The organism is Burkholderia sp. SR8, assembly GCF_052851275.1.
Genome location: NZ_JAULUC010000026.1, coordinates 1 through 21,152 on the forward strand (window position 1 = coordinate 1; position 21,152 = coordinate 21,152).

Sequence of the window (21,152 nt, forward strand, 5' to 3'; positions counted from 1 at the left end):
CGGCCCGCACCGCGTCGAGCAGAAGCAGGCGAAGCCACACTTCAATCCGTTCGATCCGACCGGGCGATTCGTGATCGTGCCGGACAAGGGGCTCGACCGCGTGTTCTCGTTCCGCTTCGCCGATGGTCGGCTCACGCCGGCCGATCCGTCATTCGTCGTCACGCGCGAGACGGCCGGCCCGCGTCACGTCGCGTTCCATCCTGACGGCGCGCATGCGTACGTCGTCAACGAGCTCGACTCGACCGTCACGACCTATCGGTACACGTCGTCGAGCGGCGCGCTGACGCCGGTGCAGATTGTGTCTTCGCTGCCCGACACGTATACCGGCAACAGCCGTGCATCGGAGATCGAGGTCGATCCGGCAGGGCGCTTCGTGTACGCATCGAACCGCGGCGACGACAGCATCGCCGTGTTCCGCATCGATCCGGCGAGCGGCCATCTCGCGTTCGTCGCGGCCGAGCCGAGCGGCGGCCGCACGCCGCGCTTCATGACCGGCACGCCGGACGGCCGCTTCATGTATGCGCTGAACGAAGACAGCGACAGCATCGTCGCGTTCGCGATCGATGCCGCGTCGGGCCGCCTCAAGCCGACCGGCTTCTCGGTCGCGTCGGGCAGCCCGGTCTGCATGGTGTTCTCCGAACGCCGCGCGTAATCCTACCCATCAGGAGAGATCCGGCGGCCGGCCCACCGGAACACATCTATGAATTCAGCAGTTCCCATCGACGACCACGCGGACGAACGCGCGCTGGTGCGCAAGATCGCGTGGCGTATCATCCCGTTCGTGTTCGTTCTCTACATCGTGTCGTATCTCGACCGCGCGAACATCGGCTACGCGGCGTTGCAGATGAACAAGGATCTCGCACTGTCGAGCGAGGCGTTCGGCTTCGCGTCGGGCATCTTCTTCATCGGTTACTTCCTGTTCGAAGTGCCCAGCAACGTGATGCTCAACAAGTTCGGCGCACGCGTGTGGATCGCGCGGATCCTCGTGACGTGGGGCATCGTGTCGGTGATCTCCGCATTCGTGCACGACGCGACGCAGCTCTACGTGCTGCGCTTCCTGCTAGGCGTGGCGGAGGCGGGCTTCTTCCCCGGCATCATCGTGTACCTGACCTACTGGTTCCGCGCGAAGGAACTCGCGACGACCGTCGCGCTGTTTACTGCGGCGATTCCGGTGTCGTACATCATCGGCGCACCGCTGTCGACGTGGATCATGGATCACGTCCACTGGCTCCAATGGAGCGGCTGGCGCTGGATGCTCGTGCTCGAAGGCGCGCCCGCGCTGATCGGCGGCGTCCTGTGCTTCCTGTTCCTGACGGATCGGCCGGCCGATGCGAAGTGGCTGACGCCCGCCGAGCGCACGTGGCTGCTGAACGAACTCGACAGCGACCGCAAGGCGCGGCCGCGTGCGCAGCACCTGAGCTCGCTGAAGACGATGACGAACCCGAAGGTGCTGTACCTGTCGTTCATCTACTTCGTGTACCAGTGCGGCAGTCTCGGCGTCGGCTACTGGATGCCGCAGATCATCAGGGGCTTTTCGACGAAGCTCACGCACACCGAGATCGGGCTCATCGCGACGGTGCCTTACGTGGTCGCGACGGTCGCGATGGTGATGTGGTCGCGCCGCTCGGACCGGCGCAGCGAGCGGCGCCTGCATTCTGCGATCCCGCTGGCGGTGGTCGCCGCGGCGTTGCTCGGCGCGGGGCTTGCGACGAATTCGTGTGTGTCGATTGCGATGATCAGCGTGAGCCTCGTGGGCCTCTATGCGTTCAAATCGCCGTTCTGGGCGCTGCCGACACTGTTCCTCAGCCGCTCGACCGCGGCCGTATCGATCGCGGTGATCAACTCGATCGGCAACCTCGGCGGCTTCGTCGGACCGTTCATGATCGGCTTCGTGAAGGCTGCGGGGCAGAGCGCGACGCCGGGGCTGCTGTTTCTCGCGGCATTGCTCGTCGTGTCGTTCCTGATGACATTTTTCATTCGCGCTCACGAACGGTCGGTGGATGATACGCCGCCGCATGTCGTGAAGCAGGGACATTGACGGGAATGCCCGGCAGTCGGCAGGGTGCGCGACCGGGGGATCGCAGGGCGGGGCGGGACTCGCGCACCGGCGCCGACGGGAGAGACGACTAGAGCGACGCGTGTCGGTCTATTTTCGGCGGGCCGCACGTGAAACGGGTCGGGCTATTTGCCCGACCCGTTTTTACTGACGCGGATTACTTCACCGCGACTTCCGTATGTACGACCTGAGGTGGGCTCTTGAAGAACGGCCCGGCGAGTTGCCGCCATGCCTGGAAGTCTTCCGACTGCCGGAAATGCACCATGTGATCGTCGACGGTGTCCCATTTGACGACGAGCAGGTAGCCGCCGCTTCGCTCAATCACGCGGTGCAGCTCGGCGCCGCCGCAGCCGCGCGCACGGGGGAACAGCGGAAGTGCCTGACGAACCGCGGCCTCGAACTGCTCGGCCTGCGACGGATCGATTTCGAGCGATGCCACTTCAAAAATCATGAATGCTCCATGTGGGGTGATTGATGCGAACGGATCGTGAGGTGGCGCACGCCGGCGGTGGTGCATCCGACAACGATACCGGAAGTCGGTGTCGCGGTGGCCGCATGTGGCTCCCGCGACGCCGGTGAGGGCGTCACGCTTTCCTGATCAGCAGCTTCAGCGACACGGACAGCGTGGCGGACACCGCGAGAATCGCCGCCATCGCCCAGATTCCGGCTGAAAACGATCCCGTCGACTGCTTCAGGAAACCGACGAGGTAGGGGCCGGCGAAACCGCCGAGTGTCCCGATCGAGTTGATGAACGCGAGGCCGCCGGCAGCCGCGACGCCGGTCAGGAAGCGTGTCGGAATCGTCCAGAAGATCGCGCGTGCCGAGCTGACCGCGACGACCGCGAGACTGAGCCCGATCATCTCGAGCACCACGCCATGCGCGATGGCGGACACGGCGAGGCCCAGCCCGCCCAGCAGACATGCGCTGCACAGATGGAAGATCTTGCGGCCGCTGCGGTCCACCGCGCGGGCCCAGAGCATCATCCCGGCCACCGCGGCGAGATACGGCACGGTGGACAGCAAGCCGATCGATCCAAGACCGAGTCCGTGGCTCTTCAGGATGATTGGCAGCCAGATGCCGACGCCGTACGAGCCGAGCACGAAGCCGAACTGGATCGCGGCGAGCAGCAGCACGCGGGCGTCCTTCAGCGCGGCGAACAGCGCCTTCTTCGGTTTCTCGCGCGGCTCCTCGGCAAGCATCGCTACGAGTTCGCTGCGTTCTTCGGGCGTGAGCCAGTACGCGTCTTTCGGATCGTCGCGAAGCCAGACGAGCACCGCGACGCCGATGAGTACCGCCGGCAGGCCCTGCACGATGAACATCCACTGCCAGCCGTGCAGCCCGGCGAGGCCGTTGAGGCTCAGCAGCGCTGCCGACATCGGCCCACCGACGACCGACGATAGCGGCACGCCGAGCATGAACATCGCCAGCACGCGCACGCGGTACTGCGCCGGGAACCAACATGCGAGGAAGAACGTGACGCCGGGGAAGAAGCCAGCCTCAGCGATACCGAGCAGCAGGCGCAGCACGTAGAAGCTGGCCGGCCCTTGCGCAAGCGCCGTCGCGGTCGCCGCGAAGCCCCACGTGATCATGATCCGTGCGAGCCAGCGCCGTGCGCCGTACCGGTACAGCGCGAGGTTGCTCGGAATCTCGAACAGACAGTAGCTGGAAAACAGGATGCCCGCGCCCCAGCCGAACTGCGCCGGGGTGAGCCCGAGGTCGTGGTTCATCGTGAGCGCGGCGAAGCCGACGCTGGTCCGGTCGATGTAGTTGAAAACGAACGCGAGCGTCAGCAGCGGCAGCAGGCGCCACGCGTTCTTGCGCAGCGCGCGCTGGCGGATGGCTTGCCGATTCGCGTCCGGAACGGGCGCCGTATCCATCGTCATTGATTCGGAATGCATGATCGATTCTTCGATGATCCCCGCGTGCGCGGGCCACCGCGCTGCCGGGGCGAGGTGCGGCACGGCATGCGCGTTGGCCCGGCCGCGGCGATCGTCGAATGTGTCTCCGGTTTGTTGTCCTGACAGGGCGGCGGCAGCGCGCCGCCGGCTCGGCGTGCGGTCGGCTCAGGCGGCGCGCAGGGCGTCGGCCACCTGCTTGCCGAACGCGATGCAGCCCATCGTGCCGCCGAGGTCGGCGGTACGCGTGGCGGGATTCGCGAGCACCGTGTCGACGGCCGCGTCGATCGCGTCGGCGGCGGCGATGAAGGCCGGCTTGCTGCGATGCTCGCCGATCCACCGCATCAGCATGCCGACTGACAGGATCATCGACGTCGGGTTCGCCTTGTCCTGGTTCTGAATGTCCGGTGCCGAGCCGTGTTGCGACTGCGCGCAGCACAGCGTGTCGCCGGCCATGATCGAGCCACCGAGGCCGAGGCTGCCAGACAGTTCCGCTGCTAGATCGCTGATGATGTCGCCGTAGAAGTTCGTCGCGACGAGCACGTCGAAGCGCTCGGGTGCACGCACCAGGTGGGCGGTAGATGCATCCACCAGCAGGTCATTGAGTTCGACTTCGGGGAAGTCCTTCGCTACCTGTCGCACGCATTCGAGGAACAGGCCGTCAGTCATGTGGAAGCTGTTCGCCTTATGGATCGCCGTGACCTTTCTCTTGCGCTTCATCGCGAGCTCGAACGCGCGGCGCGCGATCCGCTCGCTGCAGTGGCGCGTGATCTTGCGTACCGACAGCGCCATGTCCGGCGATGGCATCATCTCGCCCCAGCCGAGGTGCATGTTGCGGTCCGGATAGAACCCTTCGGTCGCCTCGCGCATGATCACGAGGTCCATCTGCTTGCCTTCACGCATGTTCGACGTGAGGAACGGCCGCGTGCGCGATGGACGCACGTTCGCGTACAGGTCGAGATCGCAGCGGAACGCGGCGGACACGTTGCGGCCGCCCTGCGCGGGCGGCGGATAGTCGGCGTGCGAGATCGTGCCGAGGATCAGGCCGTCGTAGTCGCGCGCCTTGTCCAGCACGTCGGGGCGCAGCGTCGTGCCGTGCTTGTCGAGGCTGGCGAAGCCGACGTCTTCATAGTCGTATTGCAAGCCGAGATCGAACAGGCGGTCGGCCTGTTCGAGGACGCCGATCGACGCCGCGATGATTTCGGGGCCGATGCCGTCGCCGGGGAGAACGAGAATGCGCATGATGATGTGCTCGGGTTATTTCGGGGAAGTCTGGTGTTCGGCCGATACGGCCCGCGTCTCGCCGCTGTCGGCGAGCGTGCGCGTGGCGTCGGGGCGTGCGTAGATCCATAGGATCTTCATTGGCGCCATCTTCGACACGTTGCGAAAGCGATGTGGCACGTTCGGCGGGATGAACGTCGCGTCGAGCGGCTTGAGTCGATATTCGAGCCCGTCGATGTCGAGGATCGCGTCGCCTTCGACGAGCACGACGCTTTCCTGGCAGTTGTGGCTGTGGAACGGAATCTCGACGCCGGGCGCGAACGACGTATAGCCGGTGATGAAACTGTCCGAACCGACGGACTTGCCGACCAGCGGCATCGTGCTCGCGCCGCCGCCTCGGTCGTAGGTCGGCAGGTTGTCAGGCTGCAGCAGCGCCGCGCCCGAAGGGGTCGTGATCGTCATGAAATGCTCCTTGATCGTGAAGTCGTGAAATCAGCGGGCCGGACCGAACCAGACCGTCTTGATGTTGGTGAATTCGCGAATGCCGGCCGCGCCGAGCTCGCGGCCGTAGCCCGACTGCTTGATCCCGCCGAACGGCAGCCGTGCATCGGACGCGACCAGGCCGTTGACGAACACCGCGCCCGCTTCGATCCGGCGCACCAGCTGCTTCGCGCCGTCGAGATTGGTGGTCCACAGCGCGGCGCCGAGCCCGAATTCCGTCGCGTTCGCAAGCGAGACAGCGTGCTCGATGCCGTCGACGCGCAGGATCGCGGCCACCGGGCCGAATGTCTCCTCGCACGCGGCGGCCATGTCCGGCGCGACGTGGTCGAGCACCGTTGGTGCATAGAAGAAACCGGGGCCCGGCAGCGGCTTCCCGCCTGCCTTCAGCACCGCGCCGGCCTCGACGGTTCGCTCCACCTGCCGGTGCAGCTCGTCGCGCAGGTTCGCGCGTGCCATCGGGCCGACCGTCGTGTCGCGCTGCATCGGATCGCCGACCTTCAGTTGCGCGACGCCCGCGCAGAACAGTTCGACGAAGCGATCGGCGATCTTCTCGTCGACGATGAAACGCTTCGACGAGATGCAGCTTTGGCCGGTGTTCGAGAAACGGGCCTTCACCGCAGCCGCCGCTGCCGCTTCGACGTCTGCATCGGCGAGCACGATGAACGGATCGGAGCCGCCGAGTTCGAGCACCTGCTTTTTCATCGCACGCCCGGCCTGCGCGGCGACCAGCTTGCCGACCGCAGTCGAACCCGTCAGCGTGACCGCCGCGATGCGCGGATCGTCGATCAGTTGTGCGACATGGTCCGGCTCGATCAGCAGTGACGCGACCAGTCCGGACGGCACGTCGGCGTCGGCGAACACCGAATTAATCGCCCGTGCGCATTGCGGCACGTTGCCCGCATGCTTCAGGATCGCGCCGTTGCCTGCGCACAGCGCCGGCGCCGCGAAGCGGATGAACTGCCACAGCGGGTAGTTCCACGGCATGATCGCGAGCACGACGCCGAGCGGGTCGTACACGACAAAGCTTTCGCTTGCGTTGCTCGCGATGGCTTCGTCGCAGAGATACTGCGCCGCATGTTCGGCGTAGAAGCGGCACGTCCACGCGGACTTGTCGACTTCGGCTTCCGCTTCGGCAATCGGCTTGCCCATTTCCAGCGTAATCAGCTCGGCCAGTTCGGCCTTGCGACGCAGCAGCACGTCGCCGATGCGCGCGACGGCGGCCGTGCGCACGGCAAGCGGTTCGCGCGCCCAGCGGCGCTGCGCAGCGCTCGCGTCGGCCAGCGCCTGCTCGACCCGCGTGGGCGAGTCGGCGTCGAAGGTGGCCACGATGGTTTCCGTGGCGGGATTCAAGGTGCGAAACATGGTGGTCGTGTCCGGGTTCGTGTTCGTGGTGAACGGGGTTTCAGGTAGCCGGTTGTCCGGCGAATCGATAGAGCCGCGCTGGGTTGTCGACGAGGATCCGCCGACGCAGCGCCGCGTCGTTTGTCCATTCCAGCAGCTGGTTCAGCGCAGCGCCGGCGTCTTCGCGGCGGAACGGCTCGATGCGGGATAGATCGCCGTCGCGGTTCCCCGCGCTGCCTGTGTGCGGCCAGTCCGACGCCCACAGCATGCGGTCGGGGCGGGCATCGATCAGCGCGCGTGCGATGGGCGAGAGGTCGTCGAACCGCGGCGCCTGGCGCGACGCGCGGTACGGCGCCGACAGCTTCACGTACGCGTTGCCGTGCTTCACGAGATCGACGACGGTCGCGAACGGGGCCGCCTGGTCTGTCAGCGTGTCGGCGCGCGCACCCGCGAAGTGATCGAGCACGACCGGAGCCTGGAGCCGGGCGATGTCCGGCGCGAGGCCCGCGACGACGTCCAGGTCTGCATAAATCTGGACGGCCCATCCGAACGGCGCGATCGCGTCGGACGCGCGCTGCAGCTGGGCCGTGGCCACCGACAGGTTGCGCTCGCCGCGTACCTGCAGATTCAGCCGGATCCCACGCACCCCCTCGTCGTGCAGCGCCTGCAGCTCCGCGTGCGTCGCGGTGCGCGGATCGATGACCGCGACACCGCGGGCGCGGTCAAGTCCGAGTTCGCGCAGACCCGCGAGCAGCGCCGCGTTGTCGGTGCCGTACACGCTCGGCTGGACCAACACGATTCGCTCGATGCCGAGCCGCGCCTCGAACGCGAGCAGATCGGCGACGCGTGCGCGCCCCGGCGTATACGAGCGGTTCGGTGCAAACGGGAAGCGCGCGGCATCGAACAGGTGCACGTGACAGTCACAACTGCCCGGCGGAAGTGCGGCGAGCGGGCGGGTCGGGTAGTCCTGCGGATCGACGTTCATCGCTGCTCCCGCGGCGTCGAGTGAAGAAGCGGCCGTACCTGCGCGTGGCAGCGCAAGGCCGCCGATGGCCGCGAGACTTGCGCCGAGTAGATGCCTGCGCTGCACATGAGTCTCCTTGATCGAGGTGCTGGTTGAAGTTTGGTATTTTACGAACTCAAAAGACCATGTAAAGTGTTTTTTGATGTTCCAAAGTACCAGCCAGGGTAAACGACGATTCTCATGGATGTTCGAAGTAAAAAAGAGGATTTCTCGCGAGCGGCGAGTATTCAGCAGGTTGATCACTCGCTTTGATGCTTCGGATATGCCTGATGTAGTGGTTCTGTATGGCTTTATAGAACCAAAAGATGGATGTGGTACGATGCGCTCGTCCTTCGTGATCCAATCTGCCTTTCCATGACCCGCGCCCTCGCCGACGTGCTCGCGTCGAACATTCATCAGCACATTTCCACGTCCGGCATGGCGCCCGGCACGCGTCTGCCGGAGCGTGCGCTGGCGGAGCAATTCAACGTGTCGCGTTCGCCGGTGCGCGAGGCGCTGAAGCGGCTGGCCGCGCGCGCGGTCGTGGCGCCGCATCCAGACGGCGGCTACGCGGTTGCCGACCAAGCGACATCGCTGGACCCGGCCGATTCACCTGAGCTGGCGGACACCGTTGCCGATGAAGACACGTACCTGTCGATCGCCGAGGACCGCCTCGCCGGAAAGTTGCCCGACCGCGTAACGGAGAACGAGTTGATGCGCCGCTACGGCGTGACGCGTGCGCAGCTGAATGCGATCTTGCGGCGGATGGTGCAGGAGGGGTGGATCGAACGACGGCCGGGGCATGGCTGGATGTTCCAGTCGGTGCTGACGTCCGCGGAGACGTACCGCCAGGGTTACCGGTACCGGTTGCTAATCGAGGCGTCCGGGATACTGGAACCGACGTTCCGGCTCGACCGCGATGCGCTGATGCGCTGCCGTGCCGAACAGGAGGCGCTCGCGAACGGCGGCGCGCGTACCGCGTCGCCGGCCGCGCTGTTCGACGCGAACAGCCGGCTGCACGAAACGATCGCCGCGTGTTCGGGCAACGTTTTCATTCTTGACGGCCTGCGCCGTCTCGACCGGTTGCGCCGGCTGATGGAGTACCGCAAGGCGGTCGATCGCGACCAGGCCGAACGGCGTTGCCGCGAGCACGTGACGCTGATCGATCTGCTGCTCGCCGAGCAGCGCGAAGCGGCAGCCGATTTCATGAAGCTTCATCTGCACAACGCGGTGCGGGAGAAGACGAGCGACTGAGTTGAGCGCATCGACGGCGCGACGTTGCGCCGCTATGCCACCTACCGTTCGACCCGCGGCGTCGCGACGAACTGGGCGCTCGCCTTCGTGTCGGACGCCGCCTGCTCATTCTCGTCCGCCGTTTCCGTACAATCGCTGCCGCGATGAAGCGCCGCACGCATCCTTTCCGGATCGAACGCATGTTCCCATTTCGCGACGATCACCGCGGCCACCGCATTGCCGATGATCGACGTGACGGCCCGAGCTTCGCCCATGAACCGGTCGATGCCGACCAGCAGCGCGATCGCGCTGAGCGGCAGCACGTGCACGCTGGACAGCGTCGCGGCCAGCGCGACGAAGCCTCCGCCCGGCACGCCGCTCATCCCTTTCGACGTGACGAGCCCCATCGCGAGAATCGTCAGTTCCTGGCCGGTGGTGAGCGGCGTGTTCGTCGCCTGCGCGATGAACAGCACGGCCATCGTCAGGTAGATGCATACACCGTCGAGATTGAATGCGTAGCCGGTCGGTACGACGAGCCCGACGACCGATTTCTCGCAACCCATGCGCTCCAGCTTGTCGAGCAGGCGCGGTAGCGCGGGTTCGGCGCTCGCGGTGCCGAGCGTGATCAGGATTTCGGTCTTCAGGTAGCCGAGGAAGCGGAATATGTTGATTCCGCACAGCTTCAGGATCGCCCCGAGCACGACGAACACGAACAACAGGCAAGTAGCGTAAAACGCGAACATCAGGTGGCCGAGCGCGAGCAGGCTGCCGGGCCCGTACTTGCCGACCGTATAGGCGATCGCGCCGAACGCGCCGACCGGCGCGAATTTCATCACGTAGCCGATCACGTCGAACATCACGTGCAGGAACTGATCGACGGCACCTACGAGGATTGCCGCGCGTGAGCCGGCATGCGCGAGCGCGAGGCCGAACAGCACCGCGATGAAGACGACCGGCAGGATGTCGCCGTGGACGAACGCGCCGACGAAGCTCTCCGGAATGATGTGCATGAAGAAATCGCGCAGCGACTGCTCCTGTGCCACCTTGGCATAGCCCGCCACCGACGCGAGGCTCAGCGAATGCGGGTCGACGTTCATGCCGCCGCCCGGATTGACCACGTGGGCGACGACGAGGCCGATCGCCAGCGCGGCGCTCGTCACAACCTCGAAGTATGCGAGGGCCTTCAGCCCCACGCGGCCGACGGCCTTCACGTTGCCCATCTTCGCGATGCCGGTGACAACAGTCGCGAACACGATCGGCGCGACGAGCATCTTCACGAGCTTGATGAACGCATCGCCGAGCACCTTCATGTCGGTGCCGAGCGAAGGCTCGATCGCGCCGAACGCGATGCCCAGCAGCACGCCGATCAGCACCTGCACGTAGAGCGGCCTGATGGCCTTGCGCATTGAAATTCGCACGACTGTCTCCTTGGTCTGCGACGGGGCGGGTCTGGCCGCTCGACTCGCGCGGACGGCTCGCTGGCCGCCGCACCGGTCGTCAGCGGGAAAGCTGCGACTTGAGCAATCGGACTGCGCTGTCCGGCGTCGTCAGCACGGGCGCGCCGACGCGGCTGGCCGTGTCGCGGCGAGCGCTCGTCATCGAAAACTGCGCAAAGCAGAACACGTCCGCGTCCGCGTGCTCGGCGCAAGTCTGAGCAATGAGCTGGTCGTGTCGCGCGGTGTCGCCGTGGCGCAGAGCGTCCATCGCGAGCGGCACCGCGCACGACTCGAGCTCGATCTCACGTCCGAGCTCCGAGGCGCGCGCGTGGAACTCCGTCGATATCGGCGCGAGCGCCGGCTCGAAGGTTGCGACGAGGCAGATCCTGCGTCCGTGCCCGAGCGCGTCGTCGATCATCGCTTCGTTCGGCTTGAGAACCGGTACGGCGAGGTCCGGGCGGATCGCGTCGATCGCGGGTCCGAATGCCGAGCACGTGAACAGCACCGCCGCCGCGCCGGCATCCACTGCGTAGCGTGCGAGCGACATCAGGCGCGGTGCCATCGCTTCGATTCGTCCGCCTGCCGCCGCCAGATCGGCGGTCAGCGCATCGTCGAGCAGATTGTGAATCTGCGCGTCAGGCCAATGCGTCGCGAAGCTTTCTGCGATGGGCGTTACGGCAAGCGGCGTCGCATGAACGAGACCGATCCTGGTGACCGAGGGCATCACGAATGGCATCCTTGATTTGTACTATAATGCAATATAGTACATTTGTGATGAGCCGATCGTCAGGGATGACCCGTATCGGACGAGCATCTCAATGCGAGACGTGCATGCCGATTTTTCCACATACCCGAGGGCCTCTGGTGTGCAATGTCGTAATGAACGACAATCCGCTGGTTTCCCTTCACCGCGATACGGCAACAGTATGAAAAACGAATCGAGCGGCGTGCTGGCCGAGCAGGTGGCCGCCAAGATCATCGATATCGCCCGCGCGCGCGCCTGGCCGGCCGGCGAGCACCTGCGCGAGGAGGCGCTGGCGGCCGAGCTCGGTCTGTCGCGATCGCCGGTGCGCCGCGGCCTGGCGCTGCTGCAGCAGCACGGGATGGCGATCAAGGAACCGAACCGGGGAATCTTTCTTGCCGTCGAGGCGCGCGGCATCGATCCCGGCGCGCTGCCGTTCGGCGACGATCCGCTCGAGGAGCTTTACCTGCGCGTCGCGGACGACTGCCTGAGCGGCGAGATCCCGGAAGAATTCTACGAGGCGGAATTGCTGCGCCGGTTCGACATCCCGCGCGGACAGTTGATCAAGGTACTGAATCGGCTAGCGGCCGAAGGGATGATTGCGCGCAAGCCCGGTCAGGGCTGGCGTTTCAACCCGTTCCTGCATGATCGCGAAGCCCATATCCAGAGCTATCGCTTCCGGATGGCCATCGAGCCCGCCGCGTTGCTCGAACCGGGATTCCGGATCGACAAGGCCGCGTTCGCGCAGGCGCGGCGGATCCAGAACGAAATGCTCGAAGGCGACATCTTCCGGCTGCCGCGCTCGGTGCTGTTCAAGAATGGTTCGCAGTTCCACGAAATGCTCGCGCGCTGCTCCGGCAACCGGTTCTTCATCGAGGCGCTCGAGCGGCAGAATCAGTTGCGGCGTTTCATGGAATATCGAGCGGCGACGGACCGCACGCGCCTGATCCGCCAGTGCAAGGAACACCTCGAACTGCTCGACATGATCGAAAGCGGCGAGCGCGAGCACGCGGCCGCGTTCATGCGGCGTCACCTCGACGTGGTGAGCCGGCTCAAGACGGGCGGCCTGCCGGCAAACGATCCGCAGCAGGTGCTGCCCGTGCCCGAAGCCCACCTCTGATCCCGGCGCTTGCCCGCGTTCCTCGTCGTACGGCGTGGCGCCGGCGCAGAGGAACGCTCTGCCGCGCTGCTCCGGCGCCCGTTCCTTAGGTGTATGTCCGGCCGATTTCGGCTCTGCTCCCCGATCCGTCGCACCGCGTGGCGTCTCGGTGGCGCTCACTCGTCGATTCCGTTCGACCGTCTCAGCTTGCCGGGTTTACAGGGGTGTCCAATCGCCATCACGTCGCTTAAATTGTATTTGTTCGCAATAAAAAACATTAGGCGCGCCACGGTAGTCGACACGCCGCCGGCGTGATCGCATTCGACCGACGCGACGCCGTGCATGGCGAACCCAGCATGCGATTGATTGTATTTAATCGACATATTGTACAAAAAGAGGGTGTGGAGGACGGAGATGCGGCAATTGGTAGTGGCGGCCGGTGTGGCCGCGGGCTGTCTGGCAGCGGGCGCGGTGCACGCGCAGAGCAGCGTGACGCTGTACGGGATCATCGACATCGGCGTGATGTATACGAGCAATGTCGGCGGGCACGTGCAGACGCAGGAGCAGAGCGGGATGGCCAACGGCAACCGGTTCGGGCTGAAGGGTGACGAGGATCTCGGCGGCAACTGGCACGCACTGTTCCAGCTCGAAAACGGCTTCAACGGCAACAACGGTACGTTCGCGCAGGGCACGAGTGCGTCGGGCTCCACGGCCGCGGTGACGCGGCTGTTCGGACGTATGGCATGGGTCGGACTGAAATCGCCGTGGGCGACCGTCAGCCTCGGTCGCCAGTATGACTTCATGTACGACTTCGCGCCGATCGCGGCATCGAACTACATCGGCTCGTACATGCATCGGCCCGGGACCGCGAATGTGCTGCTGGGCAACAACGGGAGCACGACCGATTTCGACCGGATCGGCGGTGCACGCGTCGACAACTCGGCGAAGGTCACCAGTGCTTCGATCGGCGGTTTCACGTTCGGCGGGCTCTACGGTTTCGGCGGACAGGCCGGCGCCTTCTCGAACGGCAGCACGCAGAGCGTCGGGGTGAAATTCGCGAACGGCGGACTGCTCGCGAACGCGGCGTGGACCAATCTGAAGGAAGCCAATGCCGCGAGCAGCTTTCGCACCTATGGCATCGGCGCGCGTTACCAGTTCGGCGCATTGCGGCTTTCCGGGCTCTATACGCGTTCGACTTGGACGCTCACCGGCGATCGCGTCGACTCGCTCGAGGCCGGCGCGCAGTACCGGCTGACGCCGGCGTTCGCGGTATCGGCCGCGTATTTCTACGCGAAGCCGAACGATGAGAAGAAGAACGTGATCATGCAGGGCACGCGCAACCAGGTCGGCGTGAGCGCCGACTATCTGTTCTCCAAATCCACCGATCTCTACGCGATGTGCGTGTATCAGCGCGCGAAGTACGGCCACGCGGCGCAGATCTACAACCTGTCGGCGACGGACGCCGGGACGAACCACCAGACGATGGTCGGCATCGGCCTGCAGCACTTCTTCTGAGACACACGGCGCACGACATACGGCCGGCCGCGCCGGCCGACACAAATCATCCTGGGAGGCAGACATCGATGAAACCCAAAATCCATCAGCGGACGATGCGCAAGGTATCGGCGCGGCTCATACCGTTCATGATCCTAATGTTCCTCATCAATTTCCTGGATCGCGTGAACATCGGCTTTGCCGCGCTCGATATGAACAAGGATCTGGGCCTGTCGCCGAGCGTCTACGGTTTTGCGGCGGGGATCCTGTTCGTCGGCTACGTCGCCTTCGAGGTGCCGAGCAACCTGATCCTGCAGCGGGTCGGAGCGCGCGTGTGGCTTGCACGCATCATGATCACGTGGGGCATCCTGGCCGCGATGATGGCGTTCGTATTCAATACCACGTCGCTGTTTACGCTGCGAGCGCTGATCGGCGTCGCGGAAGCGGGCTTCTTTCCCGGGCTCGTGTTCTACATGATGCGCTGGTTTCCGGCCGAGGAGCGCGCGAAGGCGATTACGGTGTTCATGCTCGGCAATCCGATCTCCGTGATCATCGGCGGCCCGTTGTCGACCGCGATCCTGCACTTCGGCAATCACGTGGGCGGGCTCGCCGGCTGGCAATGGCTGTTCATCATCGAGGGGGTGCCCGCCATCGCGATCGGCATCGTGACGCTCTACTGGCTGACCGAACGGCCCGAGGAAGCCGCGTGGCTCGAGCCCGACGAACGCGCATGGCTGGTCGCGAAGATCGAGGACGAGACGCGCGCCAAGCAGGCGAGCGGCCGCAGCCCGGTGCGCGTGCGCGACGTGTTCGTGCACGGGCCGACGCTCGCGTTCGCATTCTCGAAGTTCTGCGTGCTGCTCGCGTTCTTCGGCATCACGCTGTGGCTGCCGCAGATCATCAAGAGTCTCGGGCATCTGAGCACGTTCGAGGTTGGCGCGGCATCTGCGGTGCCGTATGTATTCGCCGCGCTCGCGAGCATCGTGATCGGCCGGCATTCGGACCGTACCGGCGAACGCAAGTGGCATATCGCGGTGCCGGCCTTCGTTGGGGCGCTGGGATTCGTCGCGGCCAGTGTGTCGGCGAACCCGTGGCTCGCAATGGCCGCATTGTGCGTGGCGGCTACCGGACTGTGGGTGGCCAACACGGTGTTCTGGACGCTGCCGGCCAGCCTCCTGTCGGGCACGACGGCGGCCGCGGGCATTGCGTTCATCAACGCGTTTGGCAACCTCGGCGGGTTCGCCGGCCCGTACCTGACCGGCTGGATTCGGCAAACGACGCACTCGTACTTCTGGGCGTTGACCATGCTCGGCGCGTTCCTCGCGCTTAGCGGCGTCGTCGTGCTGATCGTCGCCCGCTCGGCCGCAGGCGGCGGGCGCGACAGTCGTCGCACGCAGGGCGCCGCGTTGACGAAGCCCTGAGATCAACGCCCCGGTGGATTCAGAACAAACCCTATAATTGTATTTCTATGCTATATAGTACAATTTTGTCGTGGACGTCTGCGGACGTGAAGACCATATCCTTTACGGAGAGTAAGAATGCGTATCCTGGTTTTGCCGTGCGACGGCATCGGTCCTGAAATCACCTCGGCCGCGATGGCCGCCCTGACGGCCGCCGACCGCAAGTTCGGCCTTAACCTGTCGTTCGACTACGACGACGTCGGCTTCGTGAGCCTCGAGAAATACGGCACAACATTGCGCGACGAAGTGTTGGAGAAGGCGAAGACCTACGACGGCATCATTCTCGGCACGCAGTCTCATGCCGACTATCCGGCGCCGGAGAAGGGCGGCCGCAACGTGTCTGCCGGATTCCGAATCGGCCTCGACCTGTATGCGAACGTCCGTCCGGCCCGCACGCGGCCGTTCCTGACGTCGAACATGCGCGAGGGACGCACGATGGATCTCGTAATCATGCGCGAGGCGACTGAAGGCTTCTATCCCGATCGCAACATGACGAAGGGCTGGGCGGAACTGATGCCGAGCCCCGACATGGCGATTTCGATGCGCAAGATCACGCGCCATTGCAGCGAGCGGATCGCGCGCCGCGCGTTCGAACTCGCGATGAAGCGCCAGAGGAAGGTCACGGCGATCCACAAGGCGAACAGCTTTCACATGACCGACGGCCTGTTTCTCGAATGCGTGCGGCAAGTCGCGAAGGAATTCCCCGACGTGCAGCTCGACGACCTGCTCGTCGATGCGTCGACCGCGCATCTCGTGCGTTCGCCAGAACGTTTCGACGTGCTCGTCGCGACGAACTTCTACGGCGACATCATCAGTGACCTCGCGAGCGAGCTGTCCGGTAGCCTCGGGCTTGCCGGCTCCATGATGGCGAGCGACACGCATTGCTGTGCGCAGGCGCAGCATGGGTCGGCCCCCGACATCGCCGGTCAGGACAAGGCGAATCCGGTATCGATGATCCTCTCGGTCGCGATGCTGATCCGGTGGATGGGGGAACACCACGGAAACCCGTCGTTCGTCGCGGCCGGCGATGCGATTGAGGCGGCCGTCGACACTGTGCTCGCAAACCCCGAGACGCGCACGCCGGATCTCGGCGGTCGGTTCGGCTGCAAGGCGTTCGGCGACGAAGTCGCGCGCGTCGTTGCGGGCTGAGTGGGTCCGGCACGGGTGCCGGTGGCGCCCGCGCGGTCCGGCTTCACGCATTTCATTCAAGACATACAAGAACCTGGAGACATGCTGTGGTCAATCGCCGTCAAATGCTCGTCGCGACGGGCGCCGCAATCGGCGCGTCGTCATTCATCGGGATCGACAAGGTCATGGGCAAGGAACTGGGACAGATGTCCGCGATTGAATTCGCGGTGCCTTCCGGGGTAATCGATTCGCATTGCCATATATTCGACCCGGAGCGCTTTCCGTATGCGCCGAAACGGAAGTACACGCCGCCGCCGGCCACGGTGCAGGACCTGCGGCGCTTTCACGAGGCGATCCACGTCGAACAAGCGGTGCTCGTGCAGCCGAGCGTCTACGGCACCGACAACGCGTGTCTCGTCGATGCGCTGCGGCAGCTGGGCGCGAACGCGCGTGGCATCGCCGTGATCGACCACACTTTTTCGGCCCAACAGCTCGACGACCTGGCGGGTGCGGGCGTCGTCGGCGTGCGCATCAACCTCGAGGTCGGCAAGGACCGCAACTTCAACAGCGCGATCACGCGGCTCGAGCAGACGGTCGACACGTTGCGCGGCAAGCCGTTGATCATCCAGATCTTCGCGGCGCTGCCGATCCTCAACGAGCTGGCACGCCGCATCCAGGTTCAGCCTCATCGGGTCGTGATCGACCATTTCGGGCTCGCGAAGGCTGCATACGGGCCGGAGCAGCCGGGCATGTCGGCGCTCGTTGGGATGATGCAGTCCGGCAAGGTGTTCGTGAAGCTGTCCGGGCCATACCAGATTTCGTTGCAGAAGCCGGCGTACGCCGACACCGTCGCGATCGGCAGGACGCTTGCCGACGCGGCGCCGGCGCAGGTGATCTGGGGAAGCGACTGGCCGCATACGGGCGGCGCCGAGCGCCCCGCGGATGCGCTTCCGACAGATATCGAGCCGTTCCGCGACGAGGACGAAGGGCGGAATTTCTCGCTCGTGAAGCGCTGGGTGCCGGAACCGACGCGGCGGCACGAGATGCTCGTCGACAATCCGGCACGGCTGTTCGGTTTTCAGCGGCAGGTTGCGTGATGCGGAGCCGGCCACTGCTCGGCTGCATCGCCGACGATTTCACCGGCGGGACCGATCTCGCCAGCACGCTCGTGCGCGGCGGGATGCGCACGGTACAGACGATAGGTGTGCCATCGCACGGCGAGGTGCCGGACGCGGACGCGATTGTGATCGCGCTGAAGACGCGTACCGCCGAGCCGCGCGACGCCGTGCGTCAGTCGCGCGCGGCGCTCGACTGGCTGCAGCGTGCCGGCTGCGAGCAGTTCTTTTTCAAGTACTGCTCGACTTTCGATTCGACGCCGGCCGGCAATATCGGCCCGGTGGCGGACGCGTTGTGCGATTCGCTGGGCATCGGTTTCGCGGTCGCATGCCCGGCGTTTCCGGAAAACGGCCGTACGCTGTACCGCGGCTGCCTGTTCGTCGGCGACGGGCTGCTGCACGAATCGGGGATGCGCGATCATCCGCTTACGCCGATGACCGATTCGAACCTCGTTCGCGTGCTGCAGGCGCAGACGCGGCGGCCGGTTGGTGCGATCGGGCTCGCGACGGTCGAGCAAGGCGCAGTAGCGATCCGGTCTGCTTGTGACCGACTCGGGCGCGAAGGCATCCGGTATGCGATCGTCGACGCTGTGACCGACCGGAACTTATCGACGATCGGCGCGGCTGTCGCCGGCCACCGTCTCGTCACCGGCGGGTCCGGCGTTGCTGCGGGCCTTCCCGCGAATTTCCGCGCAGCAGGCAAGCTTGGCAACACGGTTGCACAGACGTCGGCGTTGCCGGCGATCGCGGGTAACGCCGTCGTGCTTTCCGGGAGTTGCTCGTCGGCTACCCAGGCGCAGGTCGAGCGGTGGCAGGCCGCGCGTCTCGCGTTCCGGCTCGATGTGCTGGAGCTCGCCGACAGCGACCGGCTGATCGAAGATGCGATCGAGTGGGCGTCGGCGCGCGTGTCCGACGGCCCCGTGCTGATCTACGGCAGCGCATCACCCGATGCGGTCAGGAAGGCCCAGGAGGCGCTCGGCGCCGACATGGCCAGCAGCTTGATGGAACGCGCGCTCGCGACGATCGCGGCTTGCCTTGTCGCGCATGCCGGTGTCAGGAAACTCGTGGTCGCGGGCGGGGAAACGTCGGGCGCTATCGTCCAAGCACTGGACCTGTCGATCTTGCACATCGGCGCCCCGATCGCACCGGGCGTGCCGTGGGCCGTCGGCATCGGAAGAAACGGTATCCAACTGGCGCTCGCGCTGAAATCTGGTAATTTCGGGACGATCGATTTCTTCGAGCAGGCACTGGCGTTGGCGCCGTAGCGTGGCGGGTGTCAGGTGGCGCGGCCGCCGATGCACGGGACGCGCCAAAGGCCGGATCAGTCCTTTTTTTCTCCGATGTGGACGCGCGCCGAGCCACCGTCGCGCGACCCGGCGTGGCGACGTTCTGGCGTCGCGTGCCGGCGTGGACGGCTTCGGGGGCACGATTCGTGCGAGCACCCGAATGCTGCGCCGACACGCACCGAAGTGGCCGACACGGCGAACGAACGCTGACCGGGTTCCGTTCAACGCGACGCCATCACAGCCGCGCCACGATTCGGACATCGCTGCGCGGCATCCGGGCAGGCGGCATCGATATCGGGCGCGATTGTTCCGTGACGGATCGATGAACATTTCGACCGTGCCGCGGGCGCATTGCGGGCCGCGATGCCGGCGCATCTTCGCCGTGCATTCGGCGACCGGCTTCGCGATGAAGCGGGCACGGCCCGGTCGCGCGCACGCTCAGCGGCGATCCAGCAATGCCTCGCTCAGCACGCTGAACGCCGCGCCTGGCAGCTCGTTTAGCTGCTCGACCACGACGCTGATCGGATAAAACGACTCAACCGAATCGTCGAGAATCCCGACGCCGATCAATTCGACGCGCTGTTCACTAAGCGCATCGACGCGTGCCCGCAAATCGGTGCGCAGGATCGCGGGGTTGCCGTCGCCGGTGGCCGGATACCCGTCGGACAGCACCATCAGGATCCGTCGGCGCGCGCGCTTTGCGAGCAGCCGGTCGGCGGCCCAGCTCAGCGCTTCGCCGTCCGGGTTCTCGTGCCCGCATTCGATGCAGGCGAGGCCGATCGGGTTGTCCGAATCGAAGCGCTTGTACACACGCAGGTCGAGCCGTTCGACGAAACGGTTGTAGCCGAATGCGCCGTTGCCGCCGTCGATCCAGCGCTGGTAGTGTGCGCGCATCGCGGCATCTTCGACCGAACTGTAGCCGAGCACTTCGCATGCGAAGCCGAGCTGCATCAGCGCGTCGCACAACGCGGCCGCGCAAAGCGCGGCGAGTTCGATCTTCCGGCCCGCCATCGAGCCGCTGCAGTCGAGCAGCAGGGTCACCGCCGCGTCGCGTCCCGGTGCCGCGCGCGTGACGCGAAACGGCGTCCGATAGCCGGGCGTGGTCGCGACGCGTGCGAGCGACGCGCGATCGAGCTGTCCGCGCTCCCGTTCACGGTTCCAGTGCGTCTGCTCCTCGACCTTCAACGCGCGCTCGAGACGCATCCGCAACGGTTCCGTCTGTGCGCGTGCGGCGCTGCGCAGACGATGCCAGCGTGCCGGTTCGCCTTTGCCCGTGAAGTCGGTCACCGTGTCGAATGCCGTGGTCAGCGGGATGGAGCACAGCGGCCGGTTCTCCTCGGACAGGCGGACCGTGCCGCGCGTCGCGTCGCCGTGCGACGGTACTTCCGGTGACGATGCCGTTTCGGCGATCGCGGCAGCGCTGGACTCGGCTGCTGCTGCCGCACGCGTGTCGTCCGAGGTGCCGGGCTCGTCTGCGTCGAATTCCATGGCGATCGTGTCGCGGTCGAGCGTGCTGCCAGGATCGGCGGTGAACATCATGTTGTTCGCACCGGCCGAGGCCAGCGCGCGAACGCGTGCTACGATCCGCTGCGCGGTGTGGATGCTGTCGGAGGTCGACGCCGCCGCGAGTGCTTCATCGATGAGGTCGGCGGCTGCCTCGACGGTCGCGTCGAGCGACGGCAGATGCTCGATGGTCGTCGGCGGTTCGCGCCACAGCGCGCGTTCGATGCGCCACAGCAGTTTGTCGCGCCACGTGCGTTGCGGCCAGCCTCGCAACGTGTCGGTGGCCAGCGTTGCACGCATCCGTGCGAGGAAGCGCTGCGCGCCCGGATAAAGCGCGACGAGCTGCGCGGCCGCGCGTCGGTCCTCGATCGCCTGCCCGACGGCGCGTACGACCGGTGACTTCAGTGCGGTCAGGGTGTCGATCGCGCTGAAGCGCATGCGTGCCGCATGGAGATCGACGAAGCCGGTGATCGCTTCGTCGTCGATGTCGCCGGCGAGCCGTGTCTCTGGCAGGACCAGCCGATCGCGCTGCACGACCGGGCCGTAACGCGCGAAGCGCACGTCGATCCCGTGCCGCCGCGCGAGCGTGCGAGCCAGGCGCGTCAGGTGAGCCGAGCGCGCGTCGTCGTCCCGATCCAT

Annotated in this window: 18 protein-coding genes; 9 read left to right on the forward strand and 9 right to left on the reverse strand. The window is 65.7% G+C overall.

What is annotated here, in order from left to right; genetic code table 11:
• The coding region (locus Q3A80_RS26160) for a lactonase family protein (RefSeq protein ID WP_446331712.1) at positions 1–652 on the forward strand (652 nt) is incomplete at its 5' end.
• Positions 653–700: 48 nt separating this feature from the next.
• A complete protein-coding gene (locus tag Q3A80_RS26165; RefSeq protein WP_446331713.1) occupies positions 701–2,038 on the forward strand; it encodes an MFS transporter in 1,338 nt (445 codons plus the stop codon).
• Between the two features lie 175 nt (positions 2,039–2,213).
• Here Q3A80_RS26165 and Q3A80_RS26170 read toward each other — a convergent pair whose 3' ends face one another.
• The 6 genes from Q3A80_RS26170 to Q3A80_RS26195 all read right to left on the reverse strand — a co-directional run bounded on the left by Q3A80_RS26170 (position 2,214) and on the right by Q3A80_RS26195 (position 8,281).
• Positions 2,214–2,507 carry an antibiotic biosynthesis monooxygenase family protein gene (locus Q3A80_RS26170; RefSeq protein WP_446331714.1) on the reverse strand — a complete coding sequence of 98 codons (294 nt, stop codon included), beginning with the start codon at positions 2,505–2,507 and terminating at the stop codon, positions 2,214–2,216.
• Between the two features lie 133 nt (positions 2,508–2,640).
• Positions 2,641–3,954 carry an MFS transporter gene (locus tag Q3A80_RS26175; RefSeq protein WP_446331715.1) on the reverse strand — a complete coding sequence of 438 codons (1,314 nt, stop codon included), beginning with the start codon at positions 3,952–3,954 and terminating at the stop codon, positions 2,641–2,643.
• A 165-nt stretch (positions 3,955–4,119) separates the two neighbouring features.
• On the reverse strand, positions 4,120–5,193 hold the full coding sequence (locus Q3A80_RS26180) for an isocitrate/isopropylmalate dehydrogenase family protein (protein ID WP_446331716.1): 1,074 nt from the start codon (positions 5,191–5,193) through the stop codon (positions 4,120–4,122).
• A gap of 15 nt (positions 5,194–5,208) precedes the next feature.
• Complete coding sequence (locus tag Q3A80_RS26185) at positions 5,209–5,634, reverse strand: cupin domain-containing protein (protein ID WP_446331717.1); 426 nt, start codon at positions 5,632–5,634, stop codon at positions 5,209–5,211.
• Positions 5,635–5,664: 30 nt separating this feature from the next.
• Complete coding sequence (locus tag Q3A80_RS26190) at positions 5,665–7,035, reverse strand: NAD-dependent succinate-semialdehyde dehydrogenase (RefSeq protein WP_446331718.1); 1,371 nt, start codon at positions 7,033–7,035, stop codon at positions 5,665–5,667.
• A 40-nt stretch (positions 7,036–7,075) separates the two neighbouring features.
• Positions 7,076–8,281 carry an amidohydrolase family protein gene (locus Q3A80_RS26195; RefSeq protein ID WP_446331719.1) on the reverse strand — a complete coding sequence of 402 codons (1,206 nt, stop codon included), beginning with the start codon at positions 8,279–8,281 and terminating at the stop codon, positions 7,076–7,078.
• A gap of 111 nt (positions 8,282–8,392) precedes the next feature.
• Here Q3A80_RS26195 and Q3A80_RS26200 point away from each other — a divergent pair, with 111 nt between their 5' ends.
• Positions 8,393–9,271, forward strand: a complete 879-nt coding sequence (locus Q3A80_RS26200; protein WP_446331720.1) for a GntR family transcriptional regulator — start codon at positions 8,393–8,395, stop codon at positions 9,269–9,271.
• A gap of 41 nt (positions 9,272–9,312) precedes the next feature.
• On the opposite strand, the gene dctA is transcribed toward Q3A80_RS26200, so the two are convergent.
• Together dctA and Q3A80_RS26210 are read right to left on the reverse strand one after the other, a co-directional pair.
• A complete protein-coding gene (dctA, locus tag Q3A80_RS26205) occupies positions 9,313–10,656 on the reverse strand; it encodes a C4-dicarboxylate transporter DctA (RefSeq protein ID WP_446331791.1) in 1,344 nt (447 codons plus the stop codon).
• 91 nt (positions 10,657–10,747) lie between these two features.
• Positions 10,748–11,410, reverse strand: a complete 663-nt coding sequence (locus Q3A80_RS26210; protein ID WP_446331721.1) for an aspartate/glutamate racemase family protein — start codon at positions 11,408–11,410, stop codon at positions 10,748–10,750.
• A gap of 94 nt (positions 11,411–11,504) precedes the next feature.
• Here Q3A80_RS26210 and Q3A80_RS26215 point away from each other — a divergent pair, with 94 nt between their 5' ends.
• The 6 genes from Q3A80_RS26215 (at position 11,505) to otnK (ending at position 18,989) form a co-directional block, all read left to right on the forward strand.
• Positions 11,505–12,548, forward strand: a complete 1,044-nt coding sequence (locus tag Q3A80_RS26215; protein WP_446331722.1) for a GntR family transcriptional regulator — start codon at positions 11,505–11,507, stop codon at positions 12,546–12,548.
• 393 nt (positions 12,549–12,941) lie between these two features.
• The gene (locus tag Q3A80_RS26220) at positions 12,942–14,042 is read left to right on the forward strand and encodes a porin (protein ID WP_446331723.1); all 1,101 of its coding nucleotides are present in this window, start codon (positions 12,942–12,944) and stop codon (positions 14,040–14,042) included.
• Positions 14,043–14,110: 68 nt separating this feature from the next.
• A complete protein-coding gene (locus Q3A80_RS26225; protein WP_446331724.1) occupies positions 14,111–15,442 on the forward strand; it encodes an MFS transporter in 1,332 nt (443 codons plus the stop codon).
• A gap of 117 nt (positions 15,443–15,559) precedes the next feature.
• Positions 15,560–16,630 (forward strand): isocitrate/isopropylmalate dehydrogenase family protein, encoded by a 1,071-nt coding sequence (locus tag Q3A80_RS26230; protein ID WP_446331725.1) that lies wholly within the window; start codon positions 15,560–15,562, stop codon positions 16,628–16,630.
• A gap of 86 nt (positions 16,631–16,716) precedes the next feature.
• On the forward strand, positions 16,717–17,706 hold the full coding sequence (locus Q3A80_RS26235; protein ID WP_446331726.1) for an amidohydrolase family protein: 990 nt from the start codon (positions 16,717–16,719) through the stop codon (positions 17,704–17,706).
• On the forward strand, positions 17,706–18,989 hold the full coding sequence (otnK, locus tag Q3A80_RS26240) for a 3-oxo-tetronate kinase (protein ID WP_446331727.1): 1,284 nt from the start codon (positions 17,706–17,708) through the stop codon (positions 18,987–18,989). Before Q3A80_RS26235 ends, otnK begins: the two co-directional genes overlap by 1 nt.
• Before the next feature lie 459 nt (positions 18,990–19,448).
• Here the strand turns inward: otnK and Q3A80_RS26245 are convergent, their stop codons facing one another.
• Positions 19,449–21,152, reverse strand: coding sequence for a cobaltochelatase CobT-related protein (locus Q3A80_RS26245; RefSeq protein ID WP_446331728.1), 1,704 nt, complete (start codon positions 21,150–21,152; stop codon positions 19,449–19,451).